The organism is Treponema peruense (genome assembly GCF_016117655.1).
Lineage (GTDB): Bacteria > Spirochaetota > Spirochaetia > Treponematales > Treponemataceae > Treponema_D > Treponema_D peruense.
In genome coordinates, this window is record NZ_CP064936.1 from 852,100 (window position 1) to 870,845 (window position 18,746).

Genomic DNA, 18,746 nt, shown 5'->3' on the forward strand with positions numbered 1-18,746 from the left:
GAAAATTTTACATGGAATACAATTCGCTGGATTCTTATCTGAAGCGCACTTTTGGCGGTAAAGTTTACAAACTGGCACTTTCTATGGGAGCAACATGCCCTAACCGTGACGGTACAAAAGGCTGGGGAGGCTGTTCGTTCTGTTCTGCCGGAGGGTCAGGTGATTTTGCCGAAAACACACTTTCTGTTGGAGAGCAGATTGAACTTGCAAAAAAACGTGTCGATTCAAAGTTTCCTAAAAAAAATGATGTTCCGCGGATGTATATTGCATATTTTCAGTCCTTTACGTCGACTTATATAAGCGGTTCTTTGACTTTGCACTCCCTTAGGGAAAGGCTTATGGCGGCGGCTCTTAATAAATGCGTTGTGGCGGTTTCTGTGGGTACGCGCCCTGACTGTCTGGAGCCTGAAGTTATGCAGATTTTAACTGAAGTAAACCAAATAAAGCCTGTCTGGGTTGAACTGGGGCTTCAGACTGTGAATGAAAAAACTGCCGCCGTGTTTGGAAGGGGATATGAGCTTGGGACTTTTACAGACGCTTACTGCCGTCTCAAGAAAGCGGGGCTTTATGTCGTTGTTCATGTGATTCTGGGACTTCCTGGTGAAAGTGAAGACGATATGCTTGAAACGGTGCGCTTTTTGTCTGGCCTGACGCCGGTTCTTGACGGAATAAAATTCCAGCTTCTGCATGTTCTTCGAGGGACAAGGCTTGCGTGTGACTACGAAAAAGGGCTGTTTGAAACTATGGATTTTGAAGAATACTGCTCGGTTTTGGGAAAATGTCTGAAATTGATTCCAAAAGAGACTGTGGTTCACAGGATAACAGGTGACGGCCCCAAACGCATTCTTATTGCACCGCTTTGGAGTGCAGACAAAAAAAAGGTTCTGAATTCACTGAAAAAATATCTTTTATCTATATAGTGACCGAATTTTTTTACATTTTTTTTGCATGTTCTTGAATATTTTGCCGGAATTCATTAGATTTATAGTATAATTTTCATTTATAGGAGTAACCCACAATGGTTAAAGTTGCTATTAACGGTTTCGGTCGTATCGGCCGCCTCGCTTTCCGTCAGATGTTTGAAGCTGACGGCTATGAAGTAGTCGCTATCAATGATCTTACAAGCCCAAAGATGCTTGCTCACCTTCTTAAATATGATACAGCTCAGGGTGGATTCATGGGCCGCATCGGTGAAGGAAAACACACAGTTTCTGCTACTGAAGATTCAATCATCGTAGACGGAAAAGAAATCAAGATTTCTGCAGAGAAAGATGCTGCAAACTGCCCATGGGCAAAATATGATGTAGACGTTGTTCTTGAGTGCACAGGTTTCTACACATCAAAGGAAAAGGCTTCTGCTCACCTTACAGCCGGTGCAAAGAAAGTTGTAATTTCTGCTCCTGCAGGAAACGACCTTCCTACAATCGTTTTCAACGTAAACCACAAGTCTCTTACAAAGGATGACAAGATTATTTCTGCTGCTTCTTGCACAACAAACTGTCTTGCTCCTATGGCAAAGGCTCTTAACGACTACGCTCCTATCCAGAGCGGTATTATGAGCACAATTCACGCTTACACTGGTGACCAGATGATTCTTGACGGTCCTCAGAGAAAGGGTGACCTCCGCCGCTCACGCGCCGGTGCACAGAACATTGTTCCTAACTCAACAGGTGCTGCAAAGGCTATCGGTCTTGTAATTCCTGAACTCAACGGAAAGCTCATTGGTTCTGCACAGCGTGTTCCTACACCTACAGGATCTACAACTCTTCTCTTTGCTGTTGTTAAGGGAAAGGACATCACTAAGGAAGGAATCAACGCAGCAATGAAGGCTGCCGCAACTGAGTCTTTCGGATACAACGAGGACGAGATTGTTTCTTCTGATGTTATCGGTATGAGATTCGGTTCACTCTTTGATGCTACACAGACTATGGTATCTAAGATTGATGACGATACATACCAGGTTGAAGTTGTTTCTTGGTACGATAACGAGAACAGCTACACATCACAGATGGTAAGAACTATTAAGTACTTCTCAGAGAATTGCTAATTAGATTCTGATTTCTGAAGATAAGCCCTGTCTTTTTTAGCAGGGCTTATTTGTTTTTAAAAGGAAGTACTTAATAGTTCTTTCTGATTTTACTGGTCGGTTGTTCCTTCGGAAAACCTCCGGCACAACGCTACGCACCTGCTTGCGTTGTGGGTTAGACAATCAAATATTTCTCTGAGAACTGCTAATTAGATTCTGATTTCTGAAGACAAGCCCTGTCTTTTTTAGGCAGGGCTTGTTTGTTTTAAATGCAAATTGTTAGCAGTACAGTTGTGAAACAACTGTGGTTTTCATGAATGGCGAAATATTCGCCGTTCATGAAATACGTTCCTTCGGAAAACCTCCGGCACAACGCTGCGCACCTGCTTGCGTTGTGGGTAAGGACTATTAAGTACTTCTCAGAGAATTGCTAATTAGCTTCTGATGTAGACTGCGGGGCTATCCCTCAAAACGAAACTTGAAAAGTGCGGTAAGCAGCGTTTGGGTTATATAGTCCTCTGTATCTTGGTCTATCTGTCCGTTTACAAGGGCGACATATCGTATGTGGCTGCGGTAGTGCTGCAATACGGTGTTGACCGCTTCCGGCTCCCCGCTGGCGGCTTGTACGATTGTTTCATAGGGGAGAAGTCTGCTATTCCTCATACGCCATTCCCTTCATTTCCGCTTGTAGCTGCCGCAGGGCTTTTCGGATATGATAGCCCGCTGTGCTGCGGCTGCGCCCGTACCGTCTGCCGATTTCATGCTGCGGCACTTTCTGGAAAAAGGACAGGTAAACCATTTCCCGTTTCTTTGTGTCCAGCCGTGACAGAGCTTCCACAAGTAAGGCGTTACTGAAAATGACGGTATCGCCGCAAAGGGTAAGCGTGTATTCCTCGTCCGGCACCGGGGCTTGGAAATACTTATCTGCTGTGCTTAAAGGGTAGTGATTTTCTTCTGTGAGGTATTCAAGGGATATTTCTCTTTTGTACTTTCTGCTCCTTGCCCTTGCTGCGGTAATCGTTGCGTTGCGGATAACGACTTTGCAAAAGGCGTGAAAGGTATACTCGATATGTTCCCGGTAATCTTTTGTGCAGGTCATGGAAATTCCCCCTTTCCTCCTAAAAGCAAAGACAGGCGGGGCTGTCAATAGCGGACGTAGCCCGCTCATTTTACTGTGGACTAATATGTGTTGCATTTTTTTGTTTTTTTAATTCTATACCCACCAGTACAACAGATAGCACAAACGCTGAAAAATCAGCAACAGGTCCCGCTAGCAATACTCCCATAATTCCAAAACGAAGCGGGAGCAGCAGGGTAAGCGGAATCAAGAAAAAGGTCTGCCTTGTTAATGCCAACAGAGCACCTTTTAACGCTTTTCCTATTGCGGTAAAAAAGCTGGAAGAAAGCAACTGCACACCATTTACCAACACCATGAAAAGATAGGTACGCATGAACAAAACAGCAAATTCAAAATACAGCTCGTCCCCGTCTCCGAATAGTGAAATGATAGATTGCGGGAAAAATTGAAATGCGATAAAAGCAATAGTGGAAACAACAAGATTCCACTTTATTGCAAGCATGTAAGCCTCCCGTACCCGATGATATTGCCTTGCTCCATAGTTGAAACCGATAATCGGCTGTGTCCCTTGCGAGATTCCTACAACAATCGCAAGGATTATGGCATTTGTTTTCATAACAATTCCGCAAGCTGCCAAGGGAATATCCGTTCCATATTTTGTTAATGCGCCGTAATAAGTCAACGAATTGTACTGAATGATTTGAATCACGGTAACTGCAATCTGATTTGAGCTGCTGCTTATTCCCATGCTGCAAATTTTCATGCTTTCTTTGATGTCCAATAAAAACGACTCTTTTTCAAAATGGATTGTTTGGAAACGCCATAGATAACGGAGTGCGAGTATGAAAGAAAAAATTTGCCCAATAACCGTTGCCCAAGCTGCGCCGGCAATTCCCCAATCGCAAACAAAAATAAAAATGGGGTCAAGAATGGTATTGATAATAGCTCCCACAACCATGCAGACCATTGAATACTTTGGTTTTCCATCTGCTCGAATCAAATTGCTCATACCATTCGTTACAATGAGAAACGGCATTCCAATCAATGTTATGCTGGCATACTGCTTTGCATATGGAAATACATCTGTCGTTGCCCCAAATGCCTTTAGGAGCAAAGACAGAAAAGTTTCTCCAACCAGCAAATAAATAATTCCGAAAATTCCCATCAGAACAATACCATTTCCCGCTGCTTTGGCGGCAGCTTTCGGCTCTTTGCGTCCAAGACAGAGGGAAACACGGGAAGCACTGCCAATTCCGACCAGTAGTGCAATGGCAAGGCAGATGGTAGAAAACGGGTAGGCAACATTGGTTGCTGCATTTCCCAGATAACCGACCCCTTGACCAATAAAAATCTGATCCACAATATTGTAGATTGAGCCGACAAGAGACGCCACAATACTGGGAACAGCAAAATTTTTCAACAGCTTTGAAATTTTTTCATAGCCCAGAGGATTTTCAGTCATTGAACTCCTCCCCCTTTCTCTCTATATGGAGTTCCGATGTGATATTTCTGCCCGCCTGTATTAAGAAATCCATAAAAAGGTTCTGCTCGGATTCGCTCATACCCTGCAATAAAAGAGCTTCTGTCTTTTCGCATATCATCTGTATCTTGTCAATAATAGACAATGCTCTTTCTGTAGGATACAATTTACATGTCCGCTTATCCTTATCATTGGGAGAACGTGTAATCATTCCCTGCTTTTCTAATGCCGCAACTGTCCGTACAATATTGCTCGGATGAACATAAAACATATCCATTAAAGAATCCTGTAAAATGCCGGGCGAACGACAGATTTTAATCAAAAACATATATTGACTGTTGTTGATTCCATAGGGGGCAAGTTGCTTGTCCAAATAGATTTTGTAAAATCGGTCTGTTATGGAAAGCCATTTTAATAGTTGCATAGATATATACCTCCAAGCAGAACGTATTATACATAAATATGCGTGTGCACGCAAGTATATTTTCTGCCAACAAATATTTCCACAATGCTTGTCTTTTGGTCTTTGTTTTCTTTGGTTCGGAATAGTGTGGTGCTGGCGGTCTATCTCTTGTTTTCGGTTGCTTGCTTCTTTATCGTACATGAGCATTTTAGCAGGGCTTATTTTTTTTAAACGCAAATTGTTCGCATTACAGTTGTGAAACACCTGTGGTTTTCATGAATGGCGAAATATTCGCCGTTCATGAAATACGTTTACATGTACTCCTGCTTAACGTACAGCTGTTTATTTATCAAAAAAATATGATAAATAACAAAAAAAGTAAAAAAACATTTGCCAATATTGGGAAACGGGTGTAAACTATTAGAAATAGAAATGAATATTCCATGTTTAATTGGAATATATCAATATAAGTTAATACGGAGGATTTTTATGAAGAAAGTTGTGGGCGTTATTGTTGCTGTTACCGCTGCTTTTGGTTTACTGTCATGTGCTTCCGGGGCAAAGGCTTCCGGTGGAACACCGTTTACTATTACCGAAGATTCAGGTGTAGTGGGATATTATTCTTTTGATGAAGAAATAGTAGACAATGAAGTAATCGATCATTCAGGAAACGGACTGAACGTTTACACATCTGCACTTGACGGATCTGTCACTGTAGACGGAAAATCAGGTAAGGCACTCAAACTTAACGGAGAAGATGAATATATAACCCTTGATTCTGAACTTCTTTCAGGAGACGGATTCACAGTTGCTGCATGGGTTAAGGCTGACTCATGGGCTGTCTGGGGCCGTGTATTTGACTTTGGCGATACAAAGACAGACGTATTTGTTGCTGTCGACGGAAGAACTCCCGGAACACTCGGAATGCGCGAAGAAGGAACAGCTGCCCAGGTAAACTGTCCTCTTCCGCCGGTTGGATCATGGGTTCACGTTGCCGCAACATTTGGCAGCGGGAAAATGGCCCTTTATGTTAACGGAAAACTTTCGCAGGAACTTCCCTGTCCTGTTTCTGTAGAGCAGCTTTCTGCAGGAGACCCGCTCGGACTTTATGTAGGACGTTCAAACTGGGCTGCAGATCCGTTGTTCCACGGTGCACTTGATGAACTTCTTGTAGCATCACGTTCATTCAGCGCAAAAGAAATTGCATCTGTTTACGCGGGAATTATAGGTTCTGCAGAGTAACTTTTTTTTCATAAAGTATTTTTATTAATACGGGTGTGTTAAAATATATTTGACCGGCACACCCGGTTAATCTTTGTTCAGGAGGATTTTTATGAAAAAGATTATTATAGGAATTGTTTCTGCCGCTTCACTTTTTGCACTTACAGGATGCGGTACAACAAAGGAGGCTCCGCTTCTTCCGTATACGATTCACGAAGGTGACGGTGTAATCGGTTACTATACCTTTGAAGAAGAAATAGTTGACAATGAAGTTGTTGATCATTCCGGACAGGAAATGAATGTCTATACCGGTGCTCTTGACGGTTCTGTTCTTGTGGAAGGCAAGGATGGTCAGGCACTTCAGTTTAATGGTGAAGACGAATACCTTACTATTGACAGCGAACTTCTTTCGGGTGAAGGCGTAACAATTGCGGGATGGGTCAATCCTTCTTCATGGAAAGACTGGGCCCGTGTATTTGACATTGGTGACGGAAGCCAGTGCGATGTCTGGTGCGGAATGGACTTTAACACAAAGATGCTGCGCATGGATGTGTTCGGGGCTGCAGGAAACGTAACAATTCTTTCACCGCTGCCACCGACCGGCCAGTGGACACACATTGCAGCAACTTTCGGAAACGGATCTGCTGCTCTTTATGTTAACGGAAAACTTGCCCAGAAACTGCCCTGTCCTGTAAAGACTGCAGATATTGCCGCGACTGCTACAGGTATTTACATAGGACGTTCAAACTGGGCTGCTGATCCTTTGTTCAACGGTGCAATGGACAATGTTCTTGTTGCAAACAGGGTATTCTCTGATGTCCAGATTGCACAGCTTGCACTTGGTGCCGTTGCGCCTGAAGGTCCCGCAAAATAAGCGGAACAGATCGCTTTGAGTTAACAGCCGGCAGTTTTGTCCGGCTGTTTTTTTTAAATTAAAAAAATCGCATAGACTGCAACCTGCGTATAAATACTTTTTTTGGAGAAAAATTTATGAATATCACTGATATTACTGATGAAGATGAGAAAAAACCACTTGTGAGACAGACTGCTGACCCTTATGTTTACTTTCATAAAGACGGGTATTATTATTTTACTTATTCCTGCCCTGAATATGACAGAATAGAAATAAGACGTGCCTGGTCTGTAAAGGGACTCGAGGAGGCCAGACCGCTTACTGTCTGGAGAAAACATGCAGACGGTCCCATGAGCTGGCATATCTGGGCACCGGAACTTCATTATATTGATTCAAAGTGGTATTTGTATTTTGCGGCCGGCCGTGCAGAAGATCCCTGGTGGATAAGAACCTGGGTACTTGAAAATACGTCACAGGATCCTTTCTGCGGTGAATGGGTAGAAAAAGGCATGCTTGTTCCAGAATGGGACTCTTTTATGCTTGATACTACAGTTTTTGAAAACAAAGGAAAACACTTTGCTGTTTGGGCACAAAAATCACCTGAAAAGACAGAAAATTCATGCCTTTATCTGGCAGAAATGTCTTCTCCCTATGAACTTAAATTTCCTGTAACTATGCTTACACGCCCTGAATTTGACTGGGAATGCAGGGGATTTAAGGTTAACGAAGGTGCGGCCGTTTTGAAACGCAACGGAAAAATCTTCATTACATATTCAGCAAGCGCAACTGATGCAACATACTGTATGGGACTTTTGTATGCCGACGAAAATGCAGATCTTACAAAAGCACAATCGTGGACAAAACTTGAAAAGCCTGTTCTGGTGACAGATGAGGCCGCAGGAATCTTTGGACCCGGACACAACAGCTTTACGACAAGCCGCGACGGAAAAACAGATTATCTTGTTTATCATGCCCGCCCTTATGCAGAAGTAGATCTTGCTTTTGCACTGTATGACCCCAACCGTCATGCATGGGTAAAAAAAATCAGGTACGACGAAAAAGGCTTCCCTGTTTTTCAGTAAGTCTTCTATATTTAGAAAAAAATCTAAATAGTTATTGACATTTCCTTTCTTCTGTAGTTTACTAGTATTTAGAAATATTTCTAAATAGAGGTGGCTATGGCATTCCAGGACACTTTCAAGGCACTTTCCGATCCTGTGCGGCGTGAGATTCTTACACTGCTCAGAAAAGGAAAGATGTCTGCCGGTGAAATAGGTGCGGAATTTGATATGACCGGTGCAACGATTTCATATCATCTTTCCATTCTTAAAAAGGCCGGACTTGTAGATGAAACAAAATACAAAAATTTCATCTATTACGAGCTTTGTACAAGTGTTTTTGAAGAACTTGTACTCTGGATAAATCAGTTCAAGTCTTCGGGGAAAAATAATGGAAACGAAGCGGGAGAAGAAAATGGAAAATAACAATGAAAACAAAAAGCCGTATCTGGCGCTGATGTTTATTACGACTGCAGTGTGTTTTATGCCCATGCTGTTTGGGCTTGCCGCGTGGAACAATCTTCCTGAAAGTATAGTCGTGCACTTTAATTTTAACAACGAACCCGACAATTTTGCCCCGAAGTGGGTAACAGTTTTTATTCTGCCGGCACTTATGGCTGCCATGAATATACTGTATCACCTGCTTATAGAAAAATCTGCAAAAGGACAGAAAATGCCTGCCGGTTTAAAGCTTGTTTTGAAATGGCTTGCACCCGTTCTGTGCCTTGTAGTCAGTGCCCTGGTTTATGCCTATACGCTGGGAAATTTTATAAATATAAGCGGAATTCTCATTCCTGTAGTAGGACTTGTCTTTGCTGCTGTAGGAAATTACATTCCAAAAATGAATTCTTCTGCAATAAACCTGACGGGACTTGATAAGTCTGATTCAGAGGGCATTACCAAAGCCAAGCGCGTGGTCGGAATACTGTTCGTTGCGGCCGGCGTGCTTAACTTTGCCTGCGGTTTCTTTTATTTCGGAAGATACGTGTTTATGGCATCACTCCCGGTACTTCTGCTGGGGGCTGTTTTTGCCCCTTTTTTTCTAGTAAAGCGCAGTTCCCGAAAGTAATATAACTTTATTCCTGTTCCTGCACTGCCGGATCCGAAGCAGGTTTTTGCGGTGCGGGAATAATTACTGCTTCGTCCGGGACAGAAACGCTTTCTTCTGCGGGCGGGGTGGTGCTGTTGTATAGAAAGTCCATTGCAAATCTGTTTGAGAGAGTCTGAACTGTTTCTTCAAAATAAGAGCATACTTCGTCCCTGTTCCAGTTGTTGTTTCTTAAAGGCGTGTATTCTGCTGAACGACCTGTGTATTCTTTGTTTATAATTGTTTTTCCCTGTGAATCTGCCGCGTATACTGTCATGACAACCCTTGCGCATACTCCTGCATTTCTGAATCCTTCTTGTAGTGTTTCTTTCTGGAAGCGGAATTTAACATAAACAAGCGCTTTTGCCCCTGTCTGTTCTGCCGTCATTTTGTTGAGTTTCCGTGAAGATGAGCCTATGACGTCGTATCCTGTTGCTGCAACCGTACTGTTGAGTGTGTCAAAGAAACCTGTTCCGGCGTTTCTGTAGGCAGGGCAGTCTTTGAGTGTTGCCGGTTCAATTACCTGGATTCCGTTTTGGGCGAGAGTATCTGCAAAAATGCGTGCGGCACTGTCAACCCGTTCCTGAACCAGAAGTGTTTCGGGATTGTTTTTGTCGAGTGCGCGGTTTATAAAGCCTGTAAGAATTCCGTCTTCCTGCTGTTCAAGTTCGTAATTGTCTCCTGTTTTTTCCTGGTACCACGGAACACCGTTGTTTGAGTAAACGGTCATTATTGCTGCGGGTGAATAGTCTGCAAGATTTACGGCTGTTGTACGGCAGGATGTGAGCGCAAGGACTGCGGCCGACAGGTAAAGGACTGGTTTTATTTTCATGGAACTGCCTCTTTTTTAAGATTTGTATCGGAATTATAGCATATAAAACGGAATTTGCAACATCAGAACATTTTCCGGCCTTCGGGAAAAGAAATTTCTTTATTTCAACCGCAACCTGTGATATACTGTATCAAAATAAGTTAAAGTATATCAAAGAAATTAAGAACGGAAGGTTAAAATGAATAATTCAATTTTTGCAAAAACAGCTGCTGCTGCCGTTGCTGCCGTACTTGCTGCCGGAACTGCCTTTGCCGCCAAACGTGACGCAGATAAAAGCGTGTATACAAAATATGCAAGTCCACGGAGCGGAACACAGGCTGAATGGGGTACCCTTAACTGCCACGATCCCAAGATTTTTCAGGATGATGACGGAATGTACTATGTTTATTCCACAGATGCTGCTATCGGAGGGGCCGGACAGAAGGGGCTTCAGATAAGACGCTCTGCTGATCTTGTAAACTGGGAATGCCTTAACACGTCTGCAATTCAGCGCAAGTGGGACAAAGCCTGGCTTAAGTGGGTTGAATTTGACCGCGCGGGAGCTTCTTCGTGGGCACCTACTGTAATTAAACAGAACGGACTGTACTATATGTATCACGGAATCATTACCGACAAAGACCGTTCGGGAGATCCTGTTGCTGCAATTGCACTTGCCGTTTCTTCAAGTGTAACGGGGCCTTTTTATCCTGCACATGAAGCCGCGGCAAAAGACCCCAAAATAAAGGAAGTGTTTGACTCCCTGGGCGTTTCCTATGAACAGTCTCTTCTTGTACGCTACACATATTATGACAGAAGCTACACGAGCGATGACGAGTCGATTACAATGTACGACATGCTCAACACCGGTTCATATGACACTCAGAATGAAACAGACAGTGATTTTACCGGCATGGCATACGGCTTTGGCTGTATTGACCCTGAATTTGTTACCGACGTTTCTACAGGAAAACAGATGGTTTACAATGTGGGCGGAACAGACTGCTACGGAGTAACCTACGGCTCGTGGAAAGGTGGAATTGCCCTTATGTATGTGGACACTGTTTCGCTCAAACCTGTGGACAGAGAAGGAAATATTCTTGATGTTCCTGCAGATTCTGTTGAAGGCGCGTTCGGAAAGGCAATTGCCGGAGGTTACGGTGCTGCCTATGAAGGAGCGCAGGTTATCTACAACAGCAGTAACGGCTGGTATTATTGTTTTGTTTCGATGGGTTCTCTGGACTGGGACTACCGCGTCGGTGTGGGAAGAAGCCGTTCACCTGAAGGACCTTATATTGATGCTTCGGGCAGAAGTATGATGATTGGTCCTCTTAACGGAGCCGGTGAGTTCCATAAGATTGGCGGCAAAATAATAGGATCCCATGTTCTTAAGGGAGAACTCAGTTTCAGAAGCCAGGGTGGCCAGTCAATTCTGCGCACACAGGACGGAAAAGTTGTCTTTGCAAACCACGCACGCACAAATTTCCTGCCGGGATATTTTTTCTTCCTGCAGATACACCAGATGTTCTTTACAGAAGACGGATGGCCTGTCCTTAACCAGAATGAATACTACAACGACTATGACGGAAAAGACGAAGCTCTTGCGCCTTTGTCAGCAGAAGATATAGCTGGAACCTACGATACTATTCTTACCGTACGCAGTGACAGACAGGGTGACTATACTTTCAACGGAGATACAAAGCCCGTAACCGGTATCTATCTGGATGATGCAATTCCGACTGAATCAAAGGAAGTTGTTCTTGAAGCAGACGGAACAGTAAAAGGCACTTATAAGGGAACGTGGACTCTTTCTGACAACGGATGTTCTGTCGTAATAAAGATAAACGGACTGGGTGACTTTAAGGGATATGTCCTTAAGGCTACTGACTGGGCAAAAAACCGAAGTACAACGCGCAAAACAGTTACCTTTACGACACTTGAGTGCAGCGGAAAAGGTTGCGGTGAGTATTTCTGGGGAAACAGACGCGACAAGTAATTTTTTGCTAAATAACGAAAATTATTGATACAATATATTTTTACGGCCGGATTTAAGCATATTTTTCTTGAGTCCGGCTGTTTTTTTCTTGAAAAAGGTGGTTTAATTCAATAAAAAAAGATTTATATCAAATTTTCTTGACTTATAGAAAATCTGGGTTTACAATAAAATCATTAAGAAGATTACTGCTTCCTTACAATTATTCTCAGGAGGATACTTATGAAGAAAGTTTTGCTTTCAATTCTTGCTGCCGCTTCTGTATGTGCAGGCGCATTTGCCGTAGATGAAATCACGCTCATGAACTATGCACAGCCACAGGAAAAGGCAATTCTGGACAGTGTTGTAGCCCGTTTTGAAGAGACACACCCGGGAACAAAAGTAAAGTTCATTTCTGTAACAGGTGATGAATATGCTGCAAAGATTCAGGCGGCTCTTGCTGCAAACCAGCTCCCTGATGTTTTCTATCTTGGACCTGAATCTGTACGCCAGTATGCTGACAACGGAAAAGTTCTGGATCTTGCACCTTATATCAAAAATGCAAAGGGTGTAGATTTTGACGATTTGTATTCTTCTGCTGTAAACGCATACCGCTATGACGGAAAATATCTCGGACAGGGTGATTCGATCTGGGCACTTCCAAAAGACTTCGGACCTTTTGCATTTGCTTACAACAAAACTCTTTTCCAGAAGTACGGAATTCCGCTTCCAAGCAAAGATACTCCCTATACATGGGATGAATTTATTTCAGTCTGCAAAAAGCTTACAAAAGATACAAACGGCGACGGAATGAATGACACTTTCGGAACAGGACTCAATGTTCACTGGGCATTTATTCAGTTTGTATGGGGAAACGGAACAGACTTTTTGGACGAGACAAAAACAAAGGTAAATATTACCGACCCAAAATTTATTGAAGCACTTCAGTTCTGGGCAGACATGACAAACAAGTATGAAGTTACACCGAGCGCAACACAGGCTCAGTCACTTGATACATACCAGAGATGGCTTAAGGGTGAACTAGGATTCTTCCCTGCAGGACCGTGGGATCTTTCTACATTCAACAAGGTTCTTCCTTTTGACTATGACCTTATTCCGTGGCCTGTTCATACAAGTGAAAATGAAACCGCAACATACAGGGGCGGTGTAGGCTGGGCAGTTTCTGCTACAACAAAGAATCCTTCAAAGGCTGCTGAACTTGCACTTTATCTTTCTGCAGACAAAGAAGCAAATGAAATGTTCTGCGACCAGGATCTTCAGATTCCAAACCTTAAGTCACTGGCATCACGCTATACTTCAAAGCCGGGTAATCCGCAGAACCGTCAGGAGTTTATCAATATTATTGAAAAAACCGGACGCAGCTGGCCGTTTGACTACACATACAACCGCGTATGGTATGATAATTTCTATGTTGGAATTCAAAAGGTTCTTGACGGAAAAATGACCGCCGAAGAATACTGCAAGAAAATTCAGCCTAAGCTTCAGCGTGACCTGGACAAAGCCCTTGCAAGAGCACGTCAGAGCGCCAGAAGATAACGGAGTCTGACTTACACGGACGTATCTTTGCAAAGAGATGCGTCTGTGTGACTTTAACCAAATGGAGCTTCTTTATGAAAAATACTGAATTAAACAAATCAAAGAAGTGGAATGATGAGGCGCGCGCCGGTCTTCTTTTTGTAATAGCGCCTGTCGTGGGATTTTTTCTTTTTACGGCCGGACCATTCCTGTTTTCTATCTTTGCCAGTTTTACCAGTTGGGATTCAATGACAGACCTTACAAGTCTTCATAAGATGGACGAGATAGACAGGTCATTTTTTTATGTTGGATTTGAAAACTACAAGGAACTTTTTTCTGACCCGGACTTCTGGCATTCTTTGTGGAATACCTTTGTCTACATGATTGGAATTCCTCTCGGAATGATATGGGCATTTTCACTTGCTCTTGCATTCAACAAGGAGCTTCCCGGAGTAAAAGTTTACCGTGTTATTTACTATATACCGGTTGTTTCTTCGATAGTTGCCGTTTCACTTTTGTGGAGCTGGCTTTATAACGGTGATTACGGTCTTTTAAACCAGTTTTTGAACTGGGCATTCGGTGTGAAAGGACCAAACTGGCTTCAGAATGAACATACTGTAAAGCCTGCAATTATGCTTATGTGTGTCTGGCGCGGAGTCGGAAACACGGCACTTTTGTACCTTGGCGGACTTCAGAATCTTCCGAAGTCATACTACGAGGCTGCAGTTATTGACGGAGCCAGCGGCTGGACTATTTTCAGAAAGATTACCTGGCCTTTGATGCAGCCTATTTCCTTCTATATTATCATTACCGGAATAATCGGCGGTGCACAGATGATAGTTGAACCGCAGATAATGACACCGACCGGAGGACCTGACTACAGTTCTGCTACAATAGTATTCTATATCTGGCAGAAAGCTTTTGGTTCTGCAGATCTTAAGGGATATGCATGTGCAGCATCTTGGGTACTTGCAATTATCGTATTCGTCGTTACGGCGATTCAGTTTAAGCTGAGCCCTGCCAGTGAAAACTATCTGGAATAGGGAAAAGAGGTTTTTATGACAAACGCTATGACAAATCCGCCGGTAGCAAAATATGGTTCACAGAAACGCAATCAGACTCTGTCGAATTTTTTTGTATACTTTTTTCTGACTCTTGGTGCAGTTATAATGATTGTTCCGCTTTGGTGGATGTTTATTTCATCCCTTAAGACAAAGGGACAGTTTTTGATGACACAGCTTTCACTTGCTGTTCCAAAGGCACCGCAGTGGACAAATTATTTCAAGCGCGTATGGGAAATGGATCCCCAGTTACAGCGCGGAATTCTGAATTCAATTTTTATTGCCGTGAGCACAATTGTGATAGGAACACTTGTTTCTTCACTTGCTGCATTTTCTTATTCAAAGCTTCGTTTTCCGGGAAAGAACAAGCTCTTTCTTGCTGAACTTGCAACCCTTATGATACCATTTTCTATCATCATGATTCCGCAGTTTATAATTTATTCAAGAATCGGATGGCTTGATACATGGTACCCGCTTATTATTCCTGGAATGCTTGGCAATGTATCAATGATTTTCTTCCTGCGCCAGTACATGAGCGGAATTCCTACTTCGATGATAGAATCTGCACGTATTGACGGAGCCGGTTTTCTGCGCATTTTCTGGTCGATTATGCTTCCCAATGCAAAACCGGCAATTGCAGCTCAGGGAATCCTGTGGTTTATGGGCTCATGGAACGACTACTTTGCCCCGAGTATTTACCTTAATACACCGGAAAAGCTTACTGTTCAGGTTATGATTGCAAAACTTAACGCAATGTATGCTATCCAGACTGACTACCCGTTGCTTCTTGCGGCTTCAGTTATTGCACTTCTTCCTGTTCTGATTATCTTTATGGTTTTCCAGAAGCAGATTATTGCGTCAGTTGCAATGACAGGACTTAAATAATTATGCCTTTGCTTGAGCTTTGCGGATTTACTTCTACCCATGACCCGGTAATTGTCAAGGAAAACGGTTTGTATTACCGCTTTCAGACAGGACCTGGAATTCCGGTTGCGGTTTCTGACAATCTTTGCAGCTGGAAATACTGCAGAAAAGTTTTTGACGAAAACCCACGCTGGACGTCAGAGAAGATTCCCGGCTCAACGCATTTTTGGGCTCCCGAAGTTGTGTTCCGTGACGGATGGTGGCGCATCTACTATTCCGTTTCTACATTCGGGAGTAACCGTTCTGCCATAGGTCTTGCCCGTTCACGTACGCTGGATGTAAATTCAGCAGAATACGGATGGGAAGATCTGGGCGCAATAATTGAATCTGTTCCCGAAAATAACTACAACTGCATTGACCCTGCTTTAATCAGGGACGAAAACGGCACGGATGTTCTTTTGTTTGGTTCTTTCTGGGGCGGACTTCAGGAAATTGCGCTCGGTGCCGACGGTTTTGTAAAAAAAGGTGAAAAGCCCGTAACTGTCGCCAGCCGCGGAACAAATCCTAATCCGATAGAAGGCGGTTATCTTTTTAAACACGGAAAATATTATTATCTTTTTGCATCACACGATTTTTGCTGCAGGGGAACAGCTTCTTCTTACCACATTGTTGTGGGGCGTTCTGAAAGTGTCTGCGGTCCTTTTTATGATGACATTGGCGTGAGCATGAGTGACGGCGGCGGAACTACACTGCGCAACGGACTCAGTTATTCACGCTGGGCAGGCCCCGGTCACAATACCGTTTTTGCAGACACTGACAATAAAATATATCTTGTTTACCATGCATACGACAGGCTCAATAACGGGGAGCCCGAACTTCAGATAGAAGAATTAAAATGGAACGAATACGGCTGGCCTGAATTTTAGTCTTCACCGCTGAACTGTTCATCTGTTTTACTGTCTGTCATTTCTCTTTCTTCGAGCATTTCGGCATCTTCGCGCCCGTGCGGAACAGCCCATGATGAATATTTGCCGCTGCCGTTTTTCTTTTTTCTTTCAAGCGGATTCGTATACTGTCTTCTTAGTTTTGAATAATATTCTTCGTCGTCCATAATTTTTTTCCAAAGCTTCTATGTGAAAGCGCAGTTGTTACAAAGAGTAAACTCGGCAGAAGTGATACTGCGTAGGGAGCACGCGGGAAGCTGCAAAAAAAGGCTGCCCTTATGGACAGCCTTTCCATTAGAAATTGACTAATTCATTAAGCCTTGCTAAGACGAGCTTCGAGGTCATCAAGACACTCTGTAAGTTCCTTTGGCAAGTGCTTTCCGAACTTAGGATAGTGGTTTTCGCGGATGTCTTTGCATTCCTTGAGCCAGCCTTCCTTGTCAACCTTTGTGATTGCAGGAATCTGTTCCTTGTAAACTTCTGCAAGTCCGTCAAGGTTAAGAGAACCTTCTTTTGGCATATATCCGATTGGTGTGTCAACGAAGTTGTCTTTTCCGTCGCAGCGGTCAAAAATCCATGCAAGAACGCGGCTGTTGTCGCCGTATCCTGGCCACATGAATCCGCCGGGGAGCTTGTCGTTGTTTTCGTCCTTGCGGAACCAGTTAACGTAGAAGATTTTAGGAAGCTTGTCCTGATCCTTTGCGCTCTTTCCTATGCTGATCCAGTGTGCGAAGTAGTCGCCCATGTTGTATCCGCAGAAAGGAAGAATTGCGAACGGGTCGCGGCGAATCTTTCCAACCTGTGATGCATCGATTGTAGATGCAGCAGTGATTTCTGATCCGACGATTGATCCAAGGAATACACCGTGGTTCCAGTTGCGTGCCTGGTGTACGAGAGGAACTGTTGAAGGGCGGCGTCCTCCAAAGAGAATTGCACTGATAGGAACACCCTTTGGATCTTCCCATTCTTTTGCGATACACGGACACTGTTTTGCAGGTGCTGTAAAGCGTGCGTTAGGATGAGCCATTTCTTCGCCCTTTGGAGCCTTGTCCTTGGGGAATGCATCGCGTGTGTTTCCCTTCCAGTCAACAAGCTTGCCCTTTGCAGGGTAACCGATTCCTTCCCACCAGACGTCTCCGTCTTCTGTAAGTGCACAGTTTGTAAAGATTGTGTTCTTTTCTGCAGAAATAAGAGCGTTCTTGTTTGACTCTGCTGAAGTTCCCGGAGCAACACCAAAGAATCCTGCTTCGGGGTTGATTGCATAAAGACGTCCGTCTTCACCGAACTTCATCCATGCAATGTCGTCACCGACAGTTTCGACCTTCCAGCCAGGGATTGTTGGAATAAGCATAGCGAGGTTTGTCTTACCACATGCAGACGGGAATGCGCCTGTAACGTACTTGACTTCGCCCTGTGGGTTTGTGAGCTTAAGAATAAGCATGTGTTCTGCAAGCCATCCTTCGTCGCGTGCAAGAACAGTAGCAATACGAAGAGCAAAACACTTCTTTCCGAGAAGAGCGTTTCCGCCGTATCCTGATCCGTAAGACCAGATGAGGCGTTCTTCGGGGAACTGGCTGATATACTTGTGTTCAACATCAGCGCAAGGCCAGACTCCGTTGTCTTTTTCACCGTTGTTGAGCGGCTTTCCTACAGAGTGGAGACACGGTACGAATTCTGCGTTGGGGTCTGCATTGAAAATGTCAAGAACCTTTGATCCAGCGCGTGTCATGATGTCCATGTTAAGAACAACGTACTCAGAGTCTGTAAGCTCGATTCCGTTCTTTGAAATTGGTGAGCCGAGTGGTCCCATGCAGAAAGGAATGACGTACATTGTGCGGCCGTGCATACAGCCCTTGTAGAGGCCTTTCATTGTGGCCTTAAGCTCTTTCGGGTCAATCCAGTGGTTTGTAGGACCAGCATCTTCTTCTTTTACAGAAGAGATGAATGTGCGTGATTCAACACGTGCAACATCAGAAGGCAGTGAGCGGAACAGGAAACTGTTGGGCTTCTTGGCAAGCGGAGTTGCGAGTCCTGCGTCAACGCATTTTTTCATCAGGCGGTCATATTCAGCCGTAGATCCGTCGCAAACGTAAACCTCGTCAGGTTCGCACATAGCGACACATTCTTCAATCCAAGCCTTGATTTTTGGGTGCTTGATGTCATTGATAGTCATACAACTACTCCTATGATGGCGGGAATCAAAAAATGAAACAGAAGTTTTTACAACGTAGCCTTTCTGTTTTCATGTCCATGCGTCAGCGCAGACCTTTTGATTCCTATACAAAAAATATACATTTTTTTGCCTTTATTTTCAACCGATATTCAAAAAATATTCGTTTACACCTATGCGCGCGG

General features: G+C 43.7%; 18 protein-coding genes and 1 pseudogene. 12 read left to right on the plus strand and 7 right to left on the minus strand.

Annotated elements, in window-relative coordinates; translation table 11 throughout:
- Window positions 1-11: 11 nt before the first annotated feature.
- Window positions 12-920 (plus strand): tRNA modification radical SAM protein MnmL/YtqA, encoded by a 909-nt coding sequence (locus IWA51_RS03975; RefSeq protein WP_198443316.1) that lies wholly within the window; start codon window positions 12-14, stop codon window positions 918-920.
- A 98-nt stretch (window positions 921-1,018) separates the two neighbouring features.
- Window positions 1,019-2,047: a type I glyceraldehyde-3-phosphate dehydrogenase gene (gap, locus tag IWA51_RS03980; RefSeq protein ID WP_177528414.1), complete on the plus strand. Its 1,029-nt coding sequence runs from the start codon at window positions 1,019-1,021 to the stop codon at window positions 2,045-2,047.
- Window positions 2,048-2,485: 438 nt separating this feature from the next.
- Here gap and IWA51_RS03985 read toward each other — a convergent pair whose 3' ends face one another.
- From IWA51_RS03985 to IWA51_RS04000, 4 genes are all read right to left on the minus strand, one after another.
- Entirely contained in the window at window positions 2,486-2,689 is a 204-nt protein-coding gene (locus IWA51_RS03985) for a helix-turn-helix domain-containing protein (protein ID WP_198443317.1), read from the minus strand.
- Entirely contained in the window at window positions 2,679-3,125 is a 447-nt protein-coding gene (locus IWA51_RS03990) for an RNA polymerase sigma factor (RefSeq protein WP_198443318.1), read from the minus strand. Before IWA51_RS03990 ends, IWA51_RS03985 begins: the two co-directional genes overlap by 11 nt.
- Window positions 3,126-3,195: 70 nt before the next feature.
- Complete coding sequence (locus IWA51_RS03995; protein ID WP_198443319.1) at window positions 3,196-4,566, minus strand: MATE family efflux transporter; 1,371 nt, start codon at window positions 4,564-4,566, stop codon at window positions 3,196-3,198.
- Window positions 4,559-5,224 carry a MarR family winged helix-turn-helix transcriptional regulator gene (locus tag IWA51_RS04000; RefSeq protein ID WP_198443320.1) on the minus strand — a complete coding sequence of 222 codons (666 nt, stop codon included), beginning with the start codon at window positions 5,222-5,224 and terminating at the stop codon, window positions 4,559-4,561. The genes IWA51_RS03995 and IWA51_RS04000 overlap by 8 nt, the downstream gene beginning before the upstream one ends.
- 252 nt (window positions 5,225-5,476) lie before the next feature.
- Here IWA51_RS04000 and IWA51_RS04005 point away from each other — a divergent pair, with 252 nt between their 5' ends.
- From IWA51_RS04005 to IWA51_RS04025, 5 genes are all read left to right on the plus strand, one after another.
- Window positions 5,477-6,229: a LamG domain-containing protein gene (locus tag IWA51_RS04005; protein WP_198443321.1), complete on the plus strand. Its 753-nt coding sequence runs from the start codon at window positions 5,477-5,479 to the stop codon at window positions 6,227-6,229.
- Window positions 6,230-6,320: 91 nt separating this feature from the next.
- Window positions 6,321-7,082 carry a LamG-like jellyroll fold domain-containing protein gene (locus IWA51_RS04010; protein ID WP_198443322.1) on the plus strand — a complete coding sequence of 254 codons (762 nt, stop codon included), beginning with the start codon at window positions 6,321-6,323 and terminating at the stop codon, window positions 7,080-7,082.
- 116 nt (window positions 7,083-7,198) lie between these two features.
- Complete coding sequence (locus tag IWA51_RS04015) at window positions 7,199-8,143, plus strand: glycoside hydrolase family 43 protein (RefSeq protein ID WP_198443323.1); 945 nt, start codon at window positions 7,199-7,201, stop codon at window positions 8,141-8,143.
- A gap of 96 nt (window positions 8,144-8,239) precedes the next feature.
- A complete protein-coding gene (locus IWA51_RS04020) occupies window positions 8,240-8,545 on the plus strand; it encodes an autorepressor SdpR family transcription factor (RefSeq protein ID WP_198443324.1) in 306 nt (101 codons plus the stop codon).
- Window positions 8,535-9,188 carry a DUF1648 domain-containing protein gene (locus tag IWA51_RS04025; RefSeq protein ID WP_198443325.1) on the plus strand — a complete coding sequence of 218 codons (654 nt, stop codon included), beginning with the start codon at window positions 8,535-8,537 and terminating at the stop codon, window positions 9,186-9,188. Before IWA51_RS04020 ends, IWA51_RS04025 begins: the two co-directional genes overlap by 11 nt.
- 7 nt (window positions 9,189-9,195) lie before the next feature.
- On the opposite strand, the gene IWA51_RS04030 is transcribed toward IWA51_RS04025, so the two are convergent.
- On the minus strand, window positions 9,196-10,038 hold the full coding sequence (locus IWA51_RS04030) for a hypothetical protein (RefSeq protein ID WP_198443326.1): 843 nt from the start codon (window positions 10,036-10,038) through the stop codon (window positions 9,196-9,198).
- Window positions 10,039-10,216: 178 nt separating this feature from the next.
- On the opposite strand from IWA51_RS04030, the gene IWA51_RS04035 reads away from it, so the two are divergent.
- From IWA51_RS04035 to IWA51_RS04055, 5 genes are all read left to right on the plus strand, one after another.
- Window positions 10,217-12,010 carry a glycoside hydrolase family 43 protein gene (locus tag IWA51_RS04035; RefSeq protein ID WP_198443327.1) on the plus strand — a complete coding sequence of 598 codons (1,794 nt, stop codon included), beginning with the start codon at window positions 10,217-10,219 and terminating at the stop codon, window positions 12,008-12,010.
- Between the two features lie 219 nt (window positions 12,011-12,229).
- The gene (locus tag IWA51_RS04040; RefSeq protein ID WP_198443328.1) at window positions 12,230-13,543 is read left to right on the plus strand and encodes an ABC transporter substrate-binding protein; all 1,314 of its coding nucleotides are present in this window, start codon (window positions 12,230-12,232) and stop codon (window positions 13,541-13,543) included.
- A 74-nt stretch (window positions 13,544-13,617) separates the two neighbouring features.
- Window positions 13,618-14,565, plus strand: a complete 948-nt coding sequence (locus tag IWA51_RS04045) for a carbohydrate ABC transporter permease (protein WP_177527372.1) — start codon at window positions 13,618-13,620, stop codon at window positions 14,563-14,565.
- A 15-nt stretch (window positions 14,566-14,580) separates the two neighbouring features.
- Entirely contained in the window at window positions 14,581-15,468 is an 888-nt protein-coding gene (locus IWA51_RS04050; protein WP_230402705.1) for a carbohydrate ABC transporter permease, read from the plus strand.
- 2 nt (window positions 15,469-15,470) lie between these two features.
- Window positions 15,471-16,373, plus strand: coding sequence for an arabinan endo-1,5-alpha-L-arabinosidase (locus tag IWA51_RS04055; RefSeq protein WP_198443329.1), 903 nt, complete (start codon window positions 15,471-15,473; stop codon window positions 16,371-16,373).
- On the opposite strand, the gene IWA51_RS04060 is transcribed toward IWA51_RS04055, so the two are convergent.
- A complete protein-coding gene (locus IWA51_RS04060) occupies window positions 16,370-16,558 on the minus strand; it encodes a hypothetical protein (protein WP_177527370.1) in 189 nt (62 codons plus the stop codon). The genes IWA51_RS04055 and IWA51_RS04060 overlap by 4 nt on opposite strands.
- Before the next feature lie 146 nt (window positions 16,559-16,704).
- Window positions 16,705-18,573, minus strand: a pseudogene (locus IWA51_RS04065) (phosphoenolpyruvate carboxykinase (GTP)); the annotation flags it as partial.
- Between the last annotated feature and the right edge of the window lie 173 nt (window positions 18,574-18,746).